Origin of the sequence: Bacillus sp. FSL P4-0248, assembly GCF_038593305.1 — a bacterium.
Taxonomy (GTDB): domain Bacteria; phylum Bacillota; class Bacilli; order Bacillales; family Bacillaceae; genus Bacillus; species Bacillus safensis.
This window is the reverse complement of the sequence record NZ_CP151983.1, coordinates 3,238,065-3,255,356: the sequence shown is the minus strand read 5'-3', so window position 1 is coordinate 3,255,356 and position 17,292 is coordinate 3,238,065. Positions and strand designations below refer to the sequence as shown.

Genomic DNA, 17,292 nt, shown 5'->3' with positions numbered 1-17,292 from the left:
ACTATACATTTCATAAAATAAATTTTCCAATATATGTTTAACGTGGTTTTGATATGTTTCACGAATAAGTGTGTGAGGAGTGAAAGGATGGAACTGAGACATTTGCAGTATTTTGTCACAGTAGCGGAGGAGCTGCATTTTGGCAGAGCAGCCGCGCGGTTGAATATGACACAGCCTCCACTTAGTCAGCAAATTAAGCAGTTTGAGGAAGAATTGGGTTTTCCTTTATTTCACCGGTCGAAGCGGGTGGTGGAGCTAACAGCAGCTGGAAAGGTCTTTTTACAGGAGGTTCGGGGAGTGCTGCAGCAGCTTGATAAAGCCGTTGATCATGCACGTCATACAGCAAGAGGAGAGCTGGGGAAAATCATCATAGGCTTTGTTGGAACTGCGACATATGATATTCTGCCGCCCGTTGTACGTGAATTTAGGGAGCTGTATCCCTCTGTCAGTATTGAGCTGCAGCAGCTTTCCGTTCCGCAGCAGCTAGAGGCACTTTTAAATGGTGAGATTGATATCGGTTTTTTACACCCTACATCGCCGCATGAAGAGCTAGTCAGTCGTTTGATGAAGCAGAGTGAATGTATTTTTGCGATTCCAAAAAATCATCGATTGGCTAAAAAAGAGACGGTCACAATTGAAGATATCCGTCATGAACCGATTATTTCTTTATCACAGGAATCATGGCCGTCCCTTTATCAGCACTTTATCCTGCTATGTGAAAAGTACGGGTTTTCTCCAAATATCGTGCAGGAAGCAGCGGAATATCAAATGATCATTGGCCTTGTCACAGCAGGGATCGGTATTGCAGTGATTCCACAATCAGCCCGGCGTTTATTTAATCTGGATGTTGTATATCGCTCCATTGAGGATGAACAGCTTCTAGCGGAATGGACGATTTCCTATAGGCGTGAAAATCATAATCCTGCTTTATTTCATTTGGTCCACCATATCCTGCATCGCACCGAGCTGGAATAAGAGGTATAGAGAAAGGGGTATGGTATGATGTCGTTACATTAAAAGGAGGCGTACCTGAATTGATTACATTGCTACTGGATCAGCTGTCACGAAAAGAGGCATATAAATTATTATCTGGATCTATCGTTCCAAGACCGATTGCATTTATTACAAGTCTATCTAAAGAAAATGTCGTCAATGCCGCACCATTTAGTTTCTTTAATGTCATCAGCGGACACCCGCCGCTCATTGCGGTTTCTATCGGACGACGTGATGGTCAGATGAAAGATACTGCGCAGCATATCATCGATAAGAAAGAGTTTGTCGTTCATGTGAGTGATGAAGACATGATAGAAGATATTAATGAAACAGCTGCTACTCTGCCTAGGGAAGAGAGTGAGCTGGATCGCACCGGACTTCACCAAGTAGAGAGTCATGTCATTTCGGTGCCGGGGATCAAGGAAGCACGCATTCGTTTTGAATGTCAGCTGGAAAAACATCTGACATTTCAAAATGATGAAGGGGAGATCACAGTTGATCATATCATTGGCCGGGTTGTATGTGCACATTTAGATGAGGCTGTTTATGATGCAGAAAAAGGCTATGTTTCTACTAATGAACTGAAACCAGTCGCTCGCCTAGCAGGTAATGATTATGCCCATTTAGGCACGTCATTTGTGCTGAAAAGACCACAGTAATAGAAAAATACCCCCGAGGGATATCGGGGGTTTTCTGTTTATTTCTTCTGTTCTAGTTTGAGTGGAGCTGCGATGTTCTTTTGTACTTTTTTCCCTTTTAATACGTCGTTTGCAGCACCGACTGCCAGTTGACCGATCAGCTCTGGCTGCTGCGCAACCGTTGCAGAGAGCTTTCCTGCTTTGATCGAGCTGAGTGCATCTTCGTTGCCGTCAAAGCCAACGACAAGAATGTCTTTCCCAGAGCTTTGAATCGCTTCTAGTGCGCCGAGAGCCATTTCATCATTGTGGGCAAAAACGGCTTTGATGTCAGGGTTTCCTTGAAGAAGGTTTTCCATGACATTCAGTCCTTTTGTCCGGTCGAAGTCAGCAGCTTGTTTTGCAGTCACTTTTAGATCTTTATCCGCTATTTGATGGAATCCTTTTCCACGCTCACGTGTAGCGGAAGCGCCTGGTACGCCTTCTAATTCAGCGACTTTTGCTCCTTTGCCAACCTTGTCAATGATAAATTTAGCTGCCATTTCACCGCCTTTGACGTTATCTGAGGCGACAAGTGCTTCTACCTTTCCACTTTCGGCTGAGCGGTCTAATGTGATGACAGGTATATCTGAAGCGTTTGCTGATTCGACAGCGGTTGATATGGCAGATGAATCCGCTGGGTTGATGAGCAATGCGTCGACTCCTTGCTGAATTAAATCTTCTACATCACTTGTTTGTTTAGCAGAATCATTTTGTGCATCTGCAATCACGACTTCAATGCCAAGCTTTTTTGCTTCTTTTGTCACACCGTTTTTCAGAGAAACGAAGAATGGGTTATTTAATGTCGAGATCGACAGACCGATTTTGATGTCTTTTTTCTTGCCATCCTTAGATGACTTGGCCCACTCCGGCGGTTCAAGCGAGCAGGCAGAAAGCAGAAACAAAGAGAGAGTCAGGATGAGAATAAGATATTTTTTCATAGCAGCTGCCTCCTTAAGCAGATTTCTTTCTGTCTAGCAGGACTGCAATCAAGATGACAATCCCTTTCACAACAGATTGATAGAATGATGAAACACCAAGTAAGTTCATACCATTGTTCAGGACACCGATAATGAGCACCCCGATGAGTGTGCCGACAATTCGTCCTCTTCCGCCGGACAGGCTTGTCCCGCCAAGTACGACGGCAGCAATGGCATCAAGCTCATAGGACGTACCAGCTGTTGGCTGCGCTGAATTTAGGCGAGATGTTAAGATCGCACCTGCTAAGGCAGACATGAAGCCTGCTAATGAATAGATCATAATTTTCACGCGCGGTACTTTGATTCCTGAGATGAGAGCCGCTTTTTCATTCCCGCCGATGGCATATGTTCTTCTGCCGAAAGGTGTTTTATGAAGCAGTACCCAAAGTACGATAAAGGTGAGAAGCATCGTGATCGCTGGAACAGGAATGCCTAAGAAATATCCGCGGCCGAATAACTGAAAGGCATAGTTAGAGCCAAGCCCAGTAATCGGGTTTCCGTCTGTATAAACGAGTGTCAAACCTCTGAAAATCGTCATCGTGGCAAGCGTTGCGATAAAAGGAGCCATTTTTCCTTTTGTAATTAAAAGACCGTTGATCATCCCAAGAACGGCACCGATGATACAGCCGACAATAATGGCTAAAATCGGGTCCATGCCAGAAACGATAAAGCCGGCAGTCAGGGCACTGGACAGTGCAAGAATGGCACCGACAGATAAATCAATGCCTCCAGTTAAAATAACAAATGTCATCCCAAAGGCAATGAGGGCATTAATGGAGATTTGTCTCAGTAAGTTTAAGATGTTTAATGGCTCTAAAAAGGCCGGGTTTAAAATAGAAACAATGGCGACAAGGATGATGAGTCCTAAGAATGGCCCAAGCTTTTGCATGATGTGATCAAATCGTCCATTTGAAGTAAGTGGTTTCATGTTACTTCCCTCCTGTAGCTAGTGTCATAATTCGTTCCTGTGTTGCTTCTGTTTTTTCTAATTCTCCGCTGATGGTTCCTTCATGAATGACGAGCACTCGATCGCTCATCCCGAGTATCTCTGGGAGTTCAGAGGAGACCATTAAAATGGCAACGCCTCGATCGGTCAATTCATTCATTAACTGATAGATTTCTCGTTTCGCTCCGACGTCGACACCTCGTGTCGGTTCATCTAAAATCAACACCTTTGGCTGTATGCCGATCCATTTGGCGATGACGACTTTTTGCTGATTTCCACCAGACAGGCTTCGGGCAGAGATGTCAGAGGAAGCCGTTTTAATCGTCAGTCTTTTAATGAGCAGGTCGACAAAATCCTGTTCAGTTTTCTTATCAATCAATCCCTTTGGAGAGAAGCTTTTTAAGTTTGGCAGACCGATGTTTTCTCGGATGGATGCATCAAGCATCAATCCTTCATCCTTGCGATCCTCTGTGATAAAGCCGATGCCGAGCTTGACGGCATCACTTGGTTTTTTAATAACAGCCTTTTTCCCATGAACCCAGATTTCTCCTTGGTCAAGAGGATCAAGGCCAAACAGTGACCGCATCATTTCGGTCCGGCCAGCACCCATTAAGCCTGCAACACCAACGATTTCTCCAGCTTTAACTGAGAAGCTGATATCTTGAAATTGTCCTTTTCTCGTTGCTTGTTTCACCTCAAGGACAATGTCTCCTGTTGAAGGCGTTCGCTCAGGATATCGATCTGTCAATTCACGGCCGACCATTTTCTTGACGACTTCATGGAAATTCGTTTCAGGTATGGCTTTCGTATCGACCGTTTTCCCATCACGCATGATCGTAATCCGGTCACAGATTGCAAAGATTTCCTCCATACGGTGAGAAATATAGACAATGGAAACGCCTTCTTTTTTGAGAGATTCAATGACCTGGAAGAGCTTCTCGATTTCCCGTTCCGTAAGAGCTGCTGTCGGCTCATCCATGATGATGACCTTTGCATCGGTCATTAATGCTTTTGCAATCTCAATCATCTGTTTTTGTCCAACAGAACAGCTGCCTGCCTCTTGTTCAAGTGAGAGATTCACAGACAAACGGTCCAGCTGCGTTTGGGCGAGAGTCTTCATTTTCTTAGTATCTAGCAGTCCGAGTTTCGTATAGATTTCTTTCCCGATGAATAGATTCTCCAAGACGGTCATATCCGGCCATATGTTGAGCTCCTGATGAATGAAGGCGATGCCGTGCTGTTCCGCTTCCTTCGGATTTTTGAAAGCGGTCTCTTTTCCGTCGATTTGTATCGTTCCTTGATCTAAAGAATAAAGACCTGTAAGCAGATTCATTAAAGTTGATTTTCCCGCACCATTTTCACCCATGAGTGCGTGGACTTCACCTGTGACGAGGTCAAAGGAGACCCCGGAGAGAACGGTGTTTTTTCCAAAAGCCTTATGGATGTTATGCATCTCTATGTTCATATCTGGCTCCTCCTTTTAAAAGATGACACCGGCATGAAGAATGCAGTTTGCGTATGGGGTGGCTTCACCCGTTCGAATGACTGCTTTTGCCTGTTTGGTCATGTCTTTGAACGTCTCGTGGTCTACTTCATGTAACGATTTTGAGAGCGCTTTCTTAAGAAATAAATGATCTCGTTCATTGGCTTCTTTGATTTCACTAGCTACAGTGATGTTTTCAACGGCCATTTCCTGAAGAAGGAGGGAGGTGACCTCCTGAAAGGATGGTGTGCCGATTGATAACGCCAGGTCGATTTTGACTGGACCTTCTGGGATAGGGAGACCACAGTCTGCTATGACGATTGTATCTGTGTGGCCAAGGTCAGCAAGCACCTTGGCGATATGGCTGTTTAGGATGCCGTTTTTTTTCATTTCTTTTTCTCCAATTCTTCTCTTGTTGGCATGCCGCCTTGTGCGCCAAACTTTGTGACGGACATTGAAGCTGCAAGGTTGGCAAAGGCAAGTGCGTCATAAAGGGATTTGCCTTCTGTTAGAGCGACAGCCAAGGCTCCGTTAAAGGTATCGCCAGCTCCTGTTGTATCGACTGCTTCGACAGGAACGCCTGGAACCAACACGTCTTTCATTCCATCAAAATATCGAACCCCATTTTTTCCTTCTGTGATCAATAATTTGTTAGGGTATTGACGCAAGGCATCACTGGTTGGCAGACCATCAAACATCAGAACAGCTTCATGTTCATTCGGTGTAATGTAAGCAGCCTGCTCTAAAACCTGCTGCGATACTTTGCGGGCTGGTGCAGGGTTTAAAATGACAGGGATTTCTTTTTCACTGCAAATGGCGCAGACCGCTTCGACCGTTTCTTCAGGTATTTCCTGCTGGATGAGAACCATCCCGATATTATCAATTGTAGAAAAGGCCTCTCTTACATAGTCAGGAGTGACCTCATTATTTGCCCCTTTGACCACAACAATGCTGTTATCACCTTCTGCTAAAATGATATGAGCTGTGCCGCTCTCCATTTCAGTAACCGGTTTCATATATGAGGTGCGGACACCTTGTGTTTCTAAATTGCTGAGAATATCCTGACCATAAGCGTCATCACCAACTCGGCCGACCATGTATACATCTGCACCGAGTCTGGCGCTTGCGACTGCCTGATTGGCACCTTTCCCGCCTGGGACCGTTTTAAACGATTTGCCTAAAACCGTTTCACCGGCATTTGGCCGTTTATCTGATGTGACGACTAAATCCATTGAACAGCTTCCTACTACAACAATATGACTCATTGTGAATCCACCTTTCTTGTGGTCTCTCGTTCAATAAAAGAGACGGGCATTTGAATAACTGGTTCATCTATCGGTTGTTTCTGAATCGCTTTGATTAACAGCTGTGCCGCTTCTTTTCCCATCTCATAGGCGGGCTGCCTTATGGTCGATAAGGAAGGGAAGAGCAGCTCACTTTGCGGGATATCATCAAATCCAATGATTTGAACGTCTCCTGGAATGGCTTTTCCGATCCGAAACGCTTCATGGATGACCGCTGTTGCGACGATGTCATTGCTGGCAATGATCCCATCTGTTTCAGGGTACAGCTGGAAAAGGGCCTTGGCGCTTTTTCGGGCTTCTTGAAAGGAAAATGAAGCATTAGACATCACATGAAAGTCGACGCCTGTTTCCGTGAGAACATCGAGTGCGCCTTTGAATCGCTGCCGCGCTGTTTGCAGATGGGCAGGTCCTTTTAACAGTGTGATCTGCCGGCTGCCGCGTCTGATTAATTCCATTGCCGCCATTTTCCCGCCAGCTGCAGCATCTGCAAAAACAGAAGGCGCATGTGGGACCGTTCGATCTAAAAACACAACAGGTAGATCATCATCATTGTATATATCTGATTCAGGTTCATTTGTGACCGCGATGACACCGACTACTTGATTTTGTTTAAAGGTTTGTAAGTAAGCCATTTCCTTCTCTCGATCTTCATCACTGTTCCCGAATAATAACCGAAAACCGTGCGCATGAATCTCATCCTCAACGCCTCTAGCAAGCTGAGGAAAGAAGGGATTTGTGATATCAGGCAAGATTAAGCCGATTAAGCGTGATTCTCTTTTAAAAAGGGATCTAGCCACTTCATTGGGAAAGTAGTTCAACTCCTGCATCGCTTGTGTCACGCGGATTTTCGTATCTGAATGAACATATCCAGTATCATTGAGCACGCGTGAAACAGTGGCAACAGACACTTGTGCAGCTTTTGCAACATCTTTAATTGTAGCCAATGGAGAGCCTCCCTTCATGAATGTGTAACCGTTTACACACATAGATTATCATGAAAGCATCGAAATGACAATCTAAAAAAATAAAAAAAGAAAAGAAAGATGGCTTCTTCCTTTTCTTAACTAATGATACCTGTTTGTGTAATGTTCACTTTCACTTTTGGAATGATTTTCACCTTCGGATAATCGGTGACCCAGTTCATTTTCATATATTCATCATAGTGTCTGACCCGATATTTTCTGCCAAGGCTGAGGACGTCAGAATTCGCCTCTTGCAGGGCTGCAATGACTTTTTCGGCATCTTTTGTAAAAATAGCTGACAGCCTTTTATTTAACATTTCGATTTTCTTGTCTGTATCTAAATTGTCTTTCGGATATTCAAGAACAGAGGTGGTGAATTCATAGTCAAGAGAGAAGGTTACGTTTCGATGATCAGGATTGACGATTTTTATGTCTCTCTTTGAATCCGTTACTTGAATGGTGATGTAATTGTTCTCCTTTGATTTCATATCACTTCTTACTTTTTTCGTGAAGTTTGCATAACTGCCCATTTTTCCATCCATAATGGTGAGCAGAATGGCATCCTGTGCATACAGTTCACCTTTCTTTTTCTCATTATCAAATAAGGCAACCCCTCTCACACTCGTTAACTTTTTTGACTTATCGTAGTAGAGTAACGGCAGTGTGAAATCCTCGCCGGTTTGCAGCATTTTGGACCGGATATTTTGAATGTTCTTAGGTGCAACTTGAGAGGAGCGTGATGCGGAAGTGATCAGGTTGTTTAAATAGTCGCTCACAATGAGTTTTTCCTTGAGCAGAGAATTGATTAAGTCCACACAGCTCCCCCCTTGCACCACTGCCAAATTTGCGAGCAAAGGGCTTTTGGGATCGCGATAAAACATATCTAAGTAAGGAAGCAGCCGGTTTTGGGCAAATTCATCACCGATCAGCAGCACCCTCATTTTCGACATATCAATTTTTTGGTCTACACTCCGGCTAAAGTTGCTTCTTGCTTTTCTTAAAGTAGGCGCATCGGTTGTGAGAACAGTGGTTAAATAGCTGCCAGAATTCCCTTGCTGCATACTTTGAGACTGCTGCACCTTTCGATAGGTAATCGAATATCTCGCATTGTCATCCTCTCCTTGATCAACAGCTGAAGTTAATACGAGAGAGATGTCTTTTAATAGGTTTTGATCCCAGCAGCCAGGCATGAAAATGAGGGAAACACACATAAGCAGTGTCAACATGTACCTATGATGCATGTGATTTCACCTTCTTTTTGCGGTGTTTGATAAAGATGATAATGGCCATCATGATCGGAAGTGTGTAAATAAATGAATATTGTGCAACGGTGGTAAAGTCATTAAAGCGCTGAATTCTAAAGTTATCAGTTGAAAGAAAACAGCTTGCAGCATAAATCAAAATGGCAAAATAGTAGACATATTTTTTGTGATTTTTTTTCTTCAGCATACTGGACACACCATTTGCACAAAAGTACAGATAATTACTCAGTGTGGCTAAAATGACAAAGACCCAAAAGCTCAGAAAAATTAAATCCGTGCGCTCAATGACACCGAATGTAATGGTTTTTAATAGATACAAAACAGGATTCGGGATCACATCAAGCTCAGCTGGGCTGAAAAACATAAAACAAATTAATGTAATAAATAGGTAGTAAAGCGTCGTGCATATATTTGAAATGGTCATCACTTTATATCGTTCCTTAATGGTGCCCTTCATCAGTGGAGAGATGATCAAAATCATCTCAAATCCATTCATTGACAGCACCACGTCCTTCAATCCAAGCTGAAATTGAGAAATATCTGTTTGGAAAAAAGGCAGGAGGTAATCAATATTGGTTCCTTTCAATGCATAGAACATCAATAGAGAGAGCATGAGCAAAAAGGGAGTTAAAATAAAGTTTAACCTGACAATGGCTGTAATTTGCTCTTTTGCGATATAGATAATGCATATCATCAGTAATAGGTTAATCACCCAGTTTGGTGTGAGCGGGAGCACCCATATGCCAAGAATCCTTGTGAATATAGAAAGGACTACGATGCAAACCGAGGCAAAGTATAATGTATAGAGTACGACCAAGGCGCGTCCAATCCATTTTCCAAAGACGTCAATCAGCGCTTGGAAAAATGACGTTTCTGGATACTTGTAGATGATATAAAGAAAAATGGTATTGATAATCTGGATAAAAAAACACGCGACAATTATCGCCATCCAGCCATCGTGTCCCATGTCTTTCATCAGCAAATGGGGGAGCGCTAAAATTCCAACACCAATTTGAGACTGGATGATAAAAAAAACAGCTTGAGGTGGAGATATTTTATTTTTCATTTTTCTTTGTCCACCCTCTCAGTTGTTCAATTTGTTTGTCTTTTTGCGGATTTAAATAAACAGGGCGGTTTTTGTACATCCACATTGGGAGTCGAACTACCGTATCTTTTAAGTCCTGCCAGTTAAATGGAGCAACAGGTGATAAATATGGCACCCCTAGTGATTCTAGGCGGCATAAATTCATGAGAATAATGGCGAGCCCAAATGAAATGCCAATAAATCCAAACATCGATGCCATAAACATGAGCGGGAAACGGAGCATCCTGATGGTGGACGTCATTTCAAACGACGGAAGTACAAATGAAGCGACAGCCGTCACAGCGACTACAATGACTTGGACATTCGAAATAAGTCCTGCTTGTACAACCGCATCCCCAATAACCAAACCTCCTACGATGCCAATGGTCTGCCCGATTGGTTTAGGCAGACGCACCCCAGCTTCACGTATAAGTTCAATTGTGATCTCCATCAGTATGGCCTCTATCAATGGAGGAAAGGGAATGCCAATAATAGAGTTCTTCATCGTAATGGCTAGTTCATCTGGGACAACCTCATAATGAAACGCAATAACAGCAATATAAAAAGATGGCAATATGACTGCGATGATGCAGGCAAGATAACGAAGAATACGAATAAACGTAGCAGGAATCCAGCGGCTGTTATAATCATCTGGCGACTGAAAAAAACTAAAGAACGTGATAGGCAGAATGATGGCCATTGGACTGCCATCCATGAGTACGACTATTCTGCCTTCAAGAATCGCAGATCTTACCTTGTCCGGACGTTCTGTATCAATCAGCTGCGGGAAAATAGAATATGAATCTTCCTCAATTGCCTCAACGATAGAGCCAGGACTTATCAGTGTGTCTACTTTAATAGAAGAAATCCGTCTGTTGACTTCTTCGACCTTTTCTTGATTGGCAATATCAGATATATAAACCGTTGCAAGCTTTGTTTCCGATTTTGTACCGACCTTATGATATTGAATGGCGAGCTTCCGATCATTTAAATGCGAACGCAGTAAGTAGATATTGGTATCAAGGCTTTCAACAAACCCGTCATGTGCACCCGCGATAATACTTTCAGAAGAAGGTTCAGAAATAGAGCGAAGCGGCGGCTGTCCGACAGCAAACAGCTTGATTTGCGAGGAGTTTTCATCAAGAAAGGCAATACTTCCCGCAATAATACTGTCTGTGATCAGTGTCAAGTCGCCTGTTTCAAGTGTGCTAAGAGATTTTATATAATTCTGCTTTCCAGGAGAGCCTAACAAGTTACCGATAATGAAATCATTTAGTTTTCCTTCATCTATTCTTGTTTTAATAAAAAACAGTGCAGATTTCGTTTCATTAACCATCAACTCTCGGTACTCAAAGTCGCCGCTTTGCTGAAATGTTTTTTTTAGGATACGGATTTTTTCCTCGAAGCTGCCTGATAAAAAATGCAGGCGTGTCTGCTCATTGGTGTTTGGCATCTTTAGCCTCCTCTCACAGATTTTTTACCCATAGTGTAAGCGGAGAAGCGAATTTTATTCGTCTCCTTTGGGGAAAGCCTGACATAAGCTGACAACTTTCAACTAAATTCACATTAAAAATGTTAAGAAATGATGAATCTTGATAAAAACAAATGAATAATGTTTCATTGTTTAGGTCATAAGATGCGAATCTCGTAAAGAGAAGGTACACCAAAATGATCAAATATTTACATCTTATCCCAATTTTTCGTGACCTAAAAATAAGCAGATGACTTGATTTTTTTAGAGGTGACCTTTGTCATAGGTCAACACACAGCGATCTGACCAATGAGAATGACTTTCTAACCTGTTCATTCAAAAATATAAAACATTCCAAAACACGCACTATTCATTTAAAGCGCTGATATGACTGTTGTTATAGAGAAGAGCGGGCTTTAAAACATTGATTCAAAATACATCTTAATAATTGTCAAAAAATTTAGGGAGAAAAGGACAAAAGATTTTCGGATCATTGATGGTAACGCTTTCTCATGAATTCAGCGGAAATTCAGACTGATTTTTGTCCGCCTTTTGGCCTTTTCATTTAAAGGATGGGTAGGCAAAAAAGCCTTCTGATTAGAGGAATTTGGCATACGAGGAAGTGAAAGATTATGTTACATAATACCGATTGTGATTTTATGCTGAACAGATATACTGTTGATTGAATTTACATATCACACTCATAAAAAAAGGAGATGTAGATAGCGATGTGGTTAATCGTTATAGCCTGTGTCATCATGTTAGGGATTGGCTTTATTGAAAAGAAGCGTCATCAGAAAAATATCGATGCCCTGCCGGTGCGCGTCAATATTAATGGTATTCGCGGAAAGTCTACCGTCACAAGATTGACAACCGGTATCTTAATGGAGGCAGGTTATAAAACTGTCGGTAAAACAACGGGAACGGATGCAAGAATGATTTATTGGGATACGCCAGAGGAGAAACCGATTAAAAGGAAACCGCAAGGACCGAATATCGGAGAGCAGAAAGAAGTTATGAGAGAAACAGTTGAAAGAGGAGCAAATGCTATCGTCAGTGAATGTATGGCGGTAAATCCAGATTACCAAATTATCTTTCAGGAAGAGCTGCTTCAAGCAAACATTGGCGTGATCGTAAACGTTCTTGAAGACCATATGGACGTCATGGGGCCGACACTTGATGAAATAGCAGAAGCCTTTACAGCGACAATTCCTTACAATGGACACTTGGTTATTACGGATAGTGAATATACGGATTTCTTTAAAGAGATTGCGAAAAAACGCAACACAGAAGTCATTGTTGCAGATAATTCCAAGATTTCCGATGAGTTTTTAAGGAAATTTGAGTACATGGTTTTCCCAGATAATGCTTCACTGGCACTTGGTGTTGCCCAAGCATTAGGGATTGATGAAGATACGGCATTCAGAGGAATGTTAAATGCGCCGCCTGATCCAGGAGCGATGAGAATTCTTCCATTAATGGACGCGAAAACGCCTGGACACTTTGTAAATGGATTTGCGGCAAATGACGCAGCATCTACATTGAACATTTGGAAGCGTGTGAAAGAAATTGGATATCCAACAGATGAACCGATTATTATTATGAACTGCCGTGCGGATCGGGTAGATAGAACGATCCAGTTTGCGGAGGATGTACTTCCATATATTGAAGCAAGTGATCTTGTCTTAATTGGTGAAACAACAGATCCAATTGTGAAGGCATATGAGGAAGGGAAAATTCCGGCTGACCACTTACACAACCTTGAATATCAATCTACAGAAGAAATTATGAATATGCTTGAGAAAAAGCTTCATAATCGAGTGGTTTATGGAGTCGGCAATATCCATGGTGCCGCTGAACCGTTAATCGAAAAAATTCAAGAATACAAAATTAAGCAGCTTGTCAGCTAGGAGGAAATATAGAAAATGTTCGGATCAGATCTTTATATCTCGTTAATTTTAGGTGTTCTACTTAGTTTAATCTTTGCAGAAAAAACAGGAATCGTACCAGCTGGACTTGTTGTTCCGGGTTATCTGGCGCTTGTATTTAACCAGCCAGTCTTCATTTTAGTCGTCTTATCTGTCAGCTTGCTTACGTACGTCATCGTTCGCTTTGGTCTATCAAAATTTATGATTTTATACGGACGCAGAAAGTTTGCTGCGATGCTGATTACAGGGATTGCTTTGAAACTGATATTTGATTTCTTCTATCCAGTGGTCCCATTTGAAATAGCAGAATTCCGCGGAATTGGAATCATCGTTCCTGGATTGATTGCGAATACGATTCAAAAGCAAGGTCTTACAATTACCCTTGGAAGCACGTTACTTCTAAGTGGTGCAACATTTGCCATCATGTATGTTTACTATCTATTTTAAGATAAGGTGTGTCCAATGATGAATAAAAAATTGAGCTTTCAGGAAAAGCTGCTGAAAATCACAAAGAATCAAAAGAAAAAGACGAATAAACATGTACTGATTGCTTTACCGATCGTTATTGCTTGTACATTTCTATTTACGTTTATCGGGCAAGCACAAGTGCCAACTGTACAAAAGAATCCAGAAAACATCCTGACCGCTTCGTTTGTCGGTGACATTATGTTTGGAAGAAACGTAGAGAAAGTAACAGACCGTTATGGAAAAGAGCATCTCTTTCGTTATGCCAAGCCATATTTTGATGTGTCAGATTATGTGACAGGCAACTTTGAGCATCCAGTCGCTTCAGATAAGGAGCAGGCAGCCCAAAAGAATATTCATTTAAAAACAGATGAAGATTCTGTCCAAGCGTTGAAGGATTTAAATTTCTCTGTCTTAAACTTTGCGAATAACCATGCGGCAGACTATGGTGAAAAAGGGCTGAACAACACGATCAATGCCTTTGAACAAGATGGCATGGATTATACAGGTGCAGGCCGTAACCTCCAAGATGCAAAGCAGAACATTTCGTACAAAGAAGTAAATGGTGTCAAAATTGCTACACTTGGTTTTACAGATGTATATGGGAAAGATTTCAAAGCAACGAATCGCCAGGCGGGTATTCTGCCAGCCGATCCATCTATCTTTATTCCGATGATTTCGCAGGCTGCTGAAAAGGCAGATCTCGTCGTTGTTCATGCTCACTGGGGACAGGAGTACAACAATGAAGTAAACGACAGACAAAGAGAATTGGCAAGAGCGATGTCTAAGGCCGGAGCTGATATCATTATCGGTGCTCACCCGCACGTCCTTGAACCAATGGAAGTCTATAACGGAACAGCGATTTTCTATAGCCTAGGCAACTTTATTTTTGATCAAGGCTGGTCAAGAACACGTGATTCTGCACTTGTTCAGTATCATCTGAATGAAAATGGAAAAGCGACATTTGAAGTTGTCCCAATGTACATCAAAGAAGCAACACCTGCACCAGTAAAAGCAGGATCTCTAGAATCAAAAGCCATTATCCGTATGCTGACCAATGGAACGAATGCGGATTGGAAAGAAAAAGACGGACACATTTTCTTTGAAGTAGATCACGCTGATAAAGTTAAAAACTTAAAAGAAAACGGAGGGAAAGAGAAGAAATGAAATTCCTAAAAGCAAGCTGGCCGTTTGTTGCGTTAATTTTAGTCTTTGTCTTTATGTCTGCTTTTAAATTTAGTGACAGTCTGACAGATCACGAAAAACAAAAGATTTCGGTTGAAATGCAGAAAATTGAACAGCAAAAGCAGTCAAAAGCGGAAGCAGGTAAATAACCTAAAAAGGATAAAGGGCACGCACATCGCGTGCTCTTTTTTTGTCGAAATACGGTGTAAAATGAAAGGTGTCATGTCGAAACTATAGAAGAAAGGAGGGAAAGGATCATGAAATGGAAAGGAATGTTAATTGGAGGGTGTGCGCTTGTAGGGCTGATGTTCATGTCTCAAACAGCGGTTTCTGCTCAAACACCATCTCTTTTGGAGCAAGCGGAAAAGCTGATTGGCTCACCTTATCATAAAGGAGGAACCGATCCAAAAACGGGCTTTGATGCATCTGGGTTTATTCAATATGTGTACAAGACATCCGAAACATTTGATTTGCCGCGGAAGGTCATCGACCAATATCAGATTGGAAAAAAGGTATCATGGGATAAAGCGCAGCCCGGTGACCTTGTGTATTTCCGAAGCCTTGAAGAAACAAAGGATATCCCAACACATGTGGCGTTGTACGCTGGGAACAATCAGGTTATCCACATCACGCTTAGTCAAGGTGTGGTGAAAACAGATGTCAGCAAAAGCAAATATTGGACTGATCGATTTTATGCGGTCAAACGACTGCCTGGCACACAAGAAATTTCTGATGACCCTCTTGTGAAAGATGCGATGACCTACTTGGGAATTCCTTATGTGTTTGGAGGAGCAGATCCAAAGACTGGTTTCGACTGCTCAGGATTTTTACAGTATTTATTTGAAAAATCACTTGGAATCTATTTACCTCGAAGTGCTGAACAGCAGTGGATCGTTGGAGAAAAAGTGGCATTAGACGATATCCGCCCTGGGGATTTTGTTTTTTTTAGTAACACATATAAGCCCGGAATTTCTCATGTAGGTATGTATATTGGAGGCGACCGCTTTATTCATGCGAGCCGTTCTGAAAGTGTGACAATTTCTTATTTGTCTGAATCGTATTGGCGCGAAAAATGGACAGGTGCGAAACGATTAACAGATCTGGAGCTTGCGAAAGAGGACCCTATCGTATCAAAAGCCGCTACGTATATTGGTGAAGTCCCTTATGTCAAAGGCGGTACGAACCCAAAGGAAGGGTTTGATACAGCAGGGTTCACGCAGTACGTGTATCAAGAAGTGCTTGGCATTGAGCTGCCCCGCTATGCATCAGGTCAAATCAAAGCAGGTACACCTGTGAAACGTTCTGAGCTTCAGCCGGGAGATCTTGTCTTCTTCAGCGGAACATCATTGATGCCGGCGATATATGCAGGATCAAATCAAGTCATTCATGTGACTGTCTCAAACGGTGTTGTCTTAACCAATATGAAAACAAGTACGTACTGGAAGGACAAATACGAAACGGCAGTTAGAATCAAAAAATAAAGAAAAAGCCCGATCAATACTTGTATCGGACTTCTGCACTTCTCTCTAGGCGCTGATCAGACAAGCGTCTTTTTTTCATGGAATTGATTTTGTAAAAGAAGATCAATAAAATAAGCGACACCATCTTCATGATTTCCTTTTGTGATGAAGGTGCTCTTTTCTTTAATGACATCTACCGCATTTCCCATTGCAATGCGGTGGCCTGCTTCTTCAAACATAGAAAGATCGTTTGGGCTGTCACCAATTGCATAAATATGTGAGCGGTCTACACCATAATGGGCTGCGAGCTTTTTCAGGGCATGTCCTTTTCCAGACTCTTTTGGCAGCACCTCAATAATATGTTTACCAGACGAGGTCAATGAAAGCTCGGGCATGTCTGCCAGAAGATTTCGTGCTTCGTTCAGTTTGTTCATATCAAACGAGAAGCAGAGTAATTTATAGGTCGGTTCGTTCGACTCAAAAATCTCACGGATATCATCCACTGGTTTGATGCCAAATTGTTTAAATTGCGTCATGGCTCCTTCCCATAGATCAGCGAGATCCTCATTTGGGTTTGCGCTTTTGATCAGATCAAATTCTGCTTTCAGCTTCTCTTTTCCATCAAAAGGAGAGAGGAGAGCATCATCTGTATAGACTTCAAAGTAAATGTTTCGTTCCACTAATGCCTTTGCAGCCCGCTTGCCCGCTTCTTGGTCCAATGTGATACGGCTGAAGAGCTCGTATCCTTCTGTATGGACAGTCCCGCCGTTTGCCGCAATAATGGGGATGTCCAAATCGCCAAGCAGCTCCTTTACATCAAAAGTTGCCCGCCCTGTACAGATGGTCACAATATATCCAGCTTCCTTTGCACGAATCAATGCCTCACGGTTTTGTGCGGATATTTCACTTTTTGTATTTAAGAGTGTACCGTCTAAATCAATTGCAATCATTTTTTTCATCGCTGTCAAATCCTCCTTCATTCATGCAATAGCCTCTTCAAAGTATGTACGATTTCCTTCATTCTCATAAAAAAGGAAGGTTGATTCCTCTCTATCAAGGCTAAACAAAAATGAGTGAATGATCAAGGAAATAAGA

At 42.2% G+C, this 17,292-nt stretch carries 17 protein-coding genes; 7 read left to right on the top strand and 10 right to left on the bottom strand.

What is annotated here, in order from left to right:
- Positions 1 to 87 precede the first annotated feature (87 nt).
- Positions 88 to 975 (top strand): acetoin biosynthesis transcriptional regulator AlsR, encoded by an 888-nt coding sequence (gene alsR, locus NST65_RS16760; protein WP_034281183.1) that lies wholly within the window; start codon positions 88 to 90, stop codon positions 973 to 975.
- 59 nt (positions 976 to 1,034) lie between these two features.
- Positions 1,035 to 1,652, top strand: a complete 618-nt coding sequence (locus NST65_RS16755; RefSeq protein WP_034281182.1) for a flavin reductase family protein — start codon at positions 1,035 to 1,037, stop codon at positions 1,650 to 1,652.
- A 38-nt stretch (positions 1,653 to 1,690) separates the two neighbouring features.
- On the opposite strand, the gene rbsB is transcribed toward NST65_RS16755, so the two are convergent.
- From rbsB to NST65_RS16710, 9 genes are all read right to left on the bottom strand, one after another.
- The gene (gene rbsB / locus NST65_RS16750) at positions 1,691 to 2,608 is read right to left on the bottom strand and encodes a ribose ABC transporter substrate-binding protein RbsB (RefSeq protein WP_034281181.1); all 918 of its coding nucleotides are present in this window, start codon (positions 2,606 to 2,608) and stop codon (positions 1,691 to 1,693) included.
- Between the two features lie 13 nt (positions 2,609 to 2,621).
- Positions 2,622 to 3,575: a ribose ABC transporter permease RbsC gene (rbsC, locus tag NST65_RS16745; RefSeq protein WP_024423678.1), complete on the bottom strand. Its 954-nt coding sequence runs from the start codon at positions 3,573 to 3,575 to the stop codon at positions 2,622 to 2,624.
- A gap of 1 nt (position 3,576) precedes the next feature.
- Positions 3,577 to 5,058 (bottom strand): sugar ABC transporter ATP-binding protein, encoded by a 1,482-nt coding sequence (locus NST65_RS16740; RefSeq protein ID WP_034281180.1) that lies wholly within the window; start codon positions 5,056 to 5,058, stop codon positions 3,577 to 3,579.
- Between the two features lie 15 nt (positions 5,059 to 5,073).
- On the bottom strand, positions 5,074 to 5,466 hold the full coding sequence (rbsD, locus tag NST65_RS16735; protein WP_034281179.1) for a D-ribose pyranase: 393 nt from the start codon (positions 5,464 to 5,466) through the stop codon (positions 5,074 to 5,076).
- The gene (rbsK, locus tag NST65_RS16730) at positions 5,463 to 6,341 is read right to left on the bottom strand and encodes a ribokinase (RefSeq protein WP_034281178.1); all 879 of its coding nucleotides are present in this window, start codon (positions 6,339 to 6,341) and stop codon (positions 5,463 to 5,465) included. The genes rbsD and rbsK overlap by 4 nt, the downstream gene beginning before the upstream one ends.
- Positions 6,338 to 7,324, bottom strand: coding sequence for a LacI family DNA-binding transcriptional regulator (locus NST65_RS16725; RefSeq protein WP_034281175.1), 987 nt, complete (start codon positions 7,322 to 7,324; stop codon positions 6,338 to 6,340). Before NST65_RS16725 ends, rbsK begins: the two co-directional genes overlap by 4 nt.
- A gap of 116 nt (positions 7,325 to 7,440) precedes the next feature.
- A complete protein-coding gene (locus tag NST65_RS16720) occupies positions 7,441 to 8,583 on the bottom strand; it encodes a Ger(x)C family spore germination protein (protein ID WP_034281174.1) in 1,143 nt (380 codons plus the stop codon).
- Positions 8,573 to 9,670 (bottom strand): endospore germination permease, encoded by a 1,098-nt coding sequence (locus NST65_RS16715; RefSeq protein WP_034281171.1) that lies wholly within the window; start codon positions 9,668 to 9,670, stop codon positions 8,573 to 8,575. The genes NST65_RS16720 and NST65_RS16715 overlap by 11 nt, the downstream gene beginning before the upstream one ends.
- Entirely contained in the window at positions 9,660 to 11,141 is a 1,482-nt protein-coding gene (locus NST65_RS16710; protein WP_034281169.1) for a spore germination protein, read from the bottom strand. Before NST65_RS16710 ends, NST65_RS16715 begins: the two co-directional genes overlap by 11 nt.
- Before the next feature lie 746 nt (positions 11,142 to 11,887).
- On the opposite strand from NST65_RS16710, the gene pgsB reads away from it, so the two are divergent.
- The 5 genes from pgsB to NST65_RS16685 all read left to right on the top strand — a co-directional run bounded on the left by pgsB (position 11,888) and on the right by NST65_RS16685 (position 16,218).
- The gene (pgsB, locus tag NST65_RS16705) at positions 11,888 to 13,069 is read left to right on the top strand and encodes a poly-gamma-glutamate synthase PgsB (protein WP_024423670.1); all 1,182 of its coding nucleotides are present in this window, start codon (positions 11,888 to 11,890) and stop codon (positions 13,067 to 13,069) included.
- Positions 13,070 to 13,084: 15 nt separating this feature from the next.
- A complete protein-coding gene (gene pgsC / locus NST65_RS16700; protein WP_007497520.1) occupies positions 13,085 to 13,534 on the top strand; it encodes a poly-gamma-glutamate biosynthesis protein PgsC in 450 nt (149 codons plus the stop codon).
- Between the two features lie 18 nt (positions 13,535 to 13,552).
- Positions 13,553 to 14,719 carry a CapA family protein gene (locus tag NST65_RS16695; RefSeq protein ID WP_034281166.1) on the top strand — a complete coding sequence of 389 codons (1,167 nt, stop codon included), beginning with the start codon at positions 13,553 to 13,555 and terminating at the stop codon, positions 14,717 to 14,719.
- Positions 14,716 to 14,886, top strand: a complete 171-nt coding sequence (locus NST65_RS16690; RefSeq protein WP_087976066.1) for a hypothetical protein — start codon at positions 14,716 to 14,718, stop codon at positions 14,884 to 14,886. Before NST65_RS16695 ends, NST65_RS16690 begins: the two co-directional genes overlap by 4 nt.
- A 108-nt stretch (positions 14,887 to 14,994) precedes the next feature.
- Positions 14,995 to 16,218 carry a C40 family peptidase gene (locus NST65_RS16685; RefSeq protein WP_034281164.1) on the top strand — a complete coding sequence of 408 codons (1,224 nt, stop codon included), beginning with the start codon at positions 14,995 to 14,997 and terminating at the stop codon, positions 16,216 to 16,218.
- A gap of 56 nt (positions 16,219 to 16,274) precedes the next feature.
- On the opposite strand, the gene NST65_RS16680 is transcribed toward NST65_RS16685, so the two are convergent.
- The gene (locus NST65_RS16680) at positions 16,275 to 17,156 is read right to left on the bottom strand and encodes a Cof-type HAD-IIB family hydrolase (protein WP_025093926.1); all 882 of its coding nucleotides are present in this window, start codon (positions 17,154 to 17,156) and stop codon (positions 16,275 to 16,277) included.
- Positions 17,157 to 17,292 lie beyond the last annotated feature (136 nt).

What these genes read in the sequence shown, in the direction of transcription:
- NST65_RS16680 (WP_025093926.1), bottom strand. Translation starts at nt 17,156, where the DNA reads ATGAAAAAAATGATTGCAATTGATTTAGACGGTACACTCTTAAATACA.
- rbsB (WP_034281181.1), bottom strand. Translation starts at nt 2,608, where the DNA reads ATGAAAAAATATCTTATTCTCATCCTGACTCTCTCTTTGTTTCTGCTT.
- alsR (WP_034281183.1), top strand. Translation starts at nt 88, where the DNA reads ATGGAACTGAGACATTTGCAGTATTTTGTCACAGTAGCGGAGGAGCTG.
- pgsB (WP_024423670.1), top strand. Translation starts at nt 11,888, where the DNA reads ATGTGGTTAATCGTTATAGCCTGTGTCATCATGTTAGGGATTGGCTTT.
- NST65_RS16720 (WP_034281174.1), bottom strand. Translation starts at nt 8,583, where the DNA reads ATGCATCATAGGTACATGTTGACACTGCTTATGTGTGTTTCCCTCATT.
- rbsC (WP_024423678.1), bottom strand. Translation starts at nt 3,575, where the DNA reads ATGAAACCACTTACTTCAAATGGACGATTTGATCACATCATGCAAAAG.
- pgsC (WP_007497520.1), top strand. Translation starts at nt 13,085, where the DNA reads ATGTTCGGATCAGATCTTTATATCTCGTTAATTTTAGGTGTTCTACTT.
- NST65_RS16740 (WP_034281180.1), bottom strand. Translation starts at nt 5,058, where the DNA reads ATGAACATAGAGATGCATAACATCCATAAGGCTTTTGGAAAAAACACC.
- NST65_RS16685 (WP_034281164.1), top strand. Translation starts at nt 14,995, where the DNA reads ATGAAATGGAAAGGAATGTTAATTGGAGGGTGTGCGCTTGTAGGGCTG.
- rbsK (WP_034281178.1), bottom strand. Translation starts at nt 6,341, where the DNA reads ATGAGTCATATTGTTGTAGTAGGAAGCTGTTCAATGGATTTAGTCGTC.
- NST65_RS16695 (WP_034281166.1), top strand. Translation starts at nt 13,553, where the DNA reads ATGAATAAAAAATTGAGCTTTCAGGAAAAGCTGCTGAAAATCACAAAG.
- NST65_RS16710 (WP_034281169.1), bottom strand. Translation starts at nt 11,141, where the DNA reads ATGCCAAACACCAATGAGCAGACACGCCTGCATTTTTTATCAGGCAGC.
- NST65_RS16690 (WP_087976066.1), top strand. Translation starts at nt 14,716, where the DNA reads ATGAAATTCCTAAAAGCAAGCTGGCCGTTTGTTGCGTTAATTTTAGTC.
- rbsD (WP_034281179.1), bottom strand. Translation starts at nt 5,466, where the DNA reads ATGAAAAAAAACGGCATCCTAAACAGCCATATCGCCAAGGTGCTTGCT.
- NST65_RS16715 (WP_034281171.1), bottom strand. Translation starts at nt 9,670, where the DNA reads ATGAAAAATAAAATATCTCCACCTCAAGCTGTTTTTTTTATCATCCAG.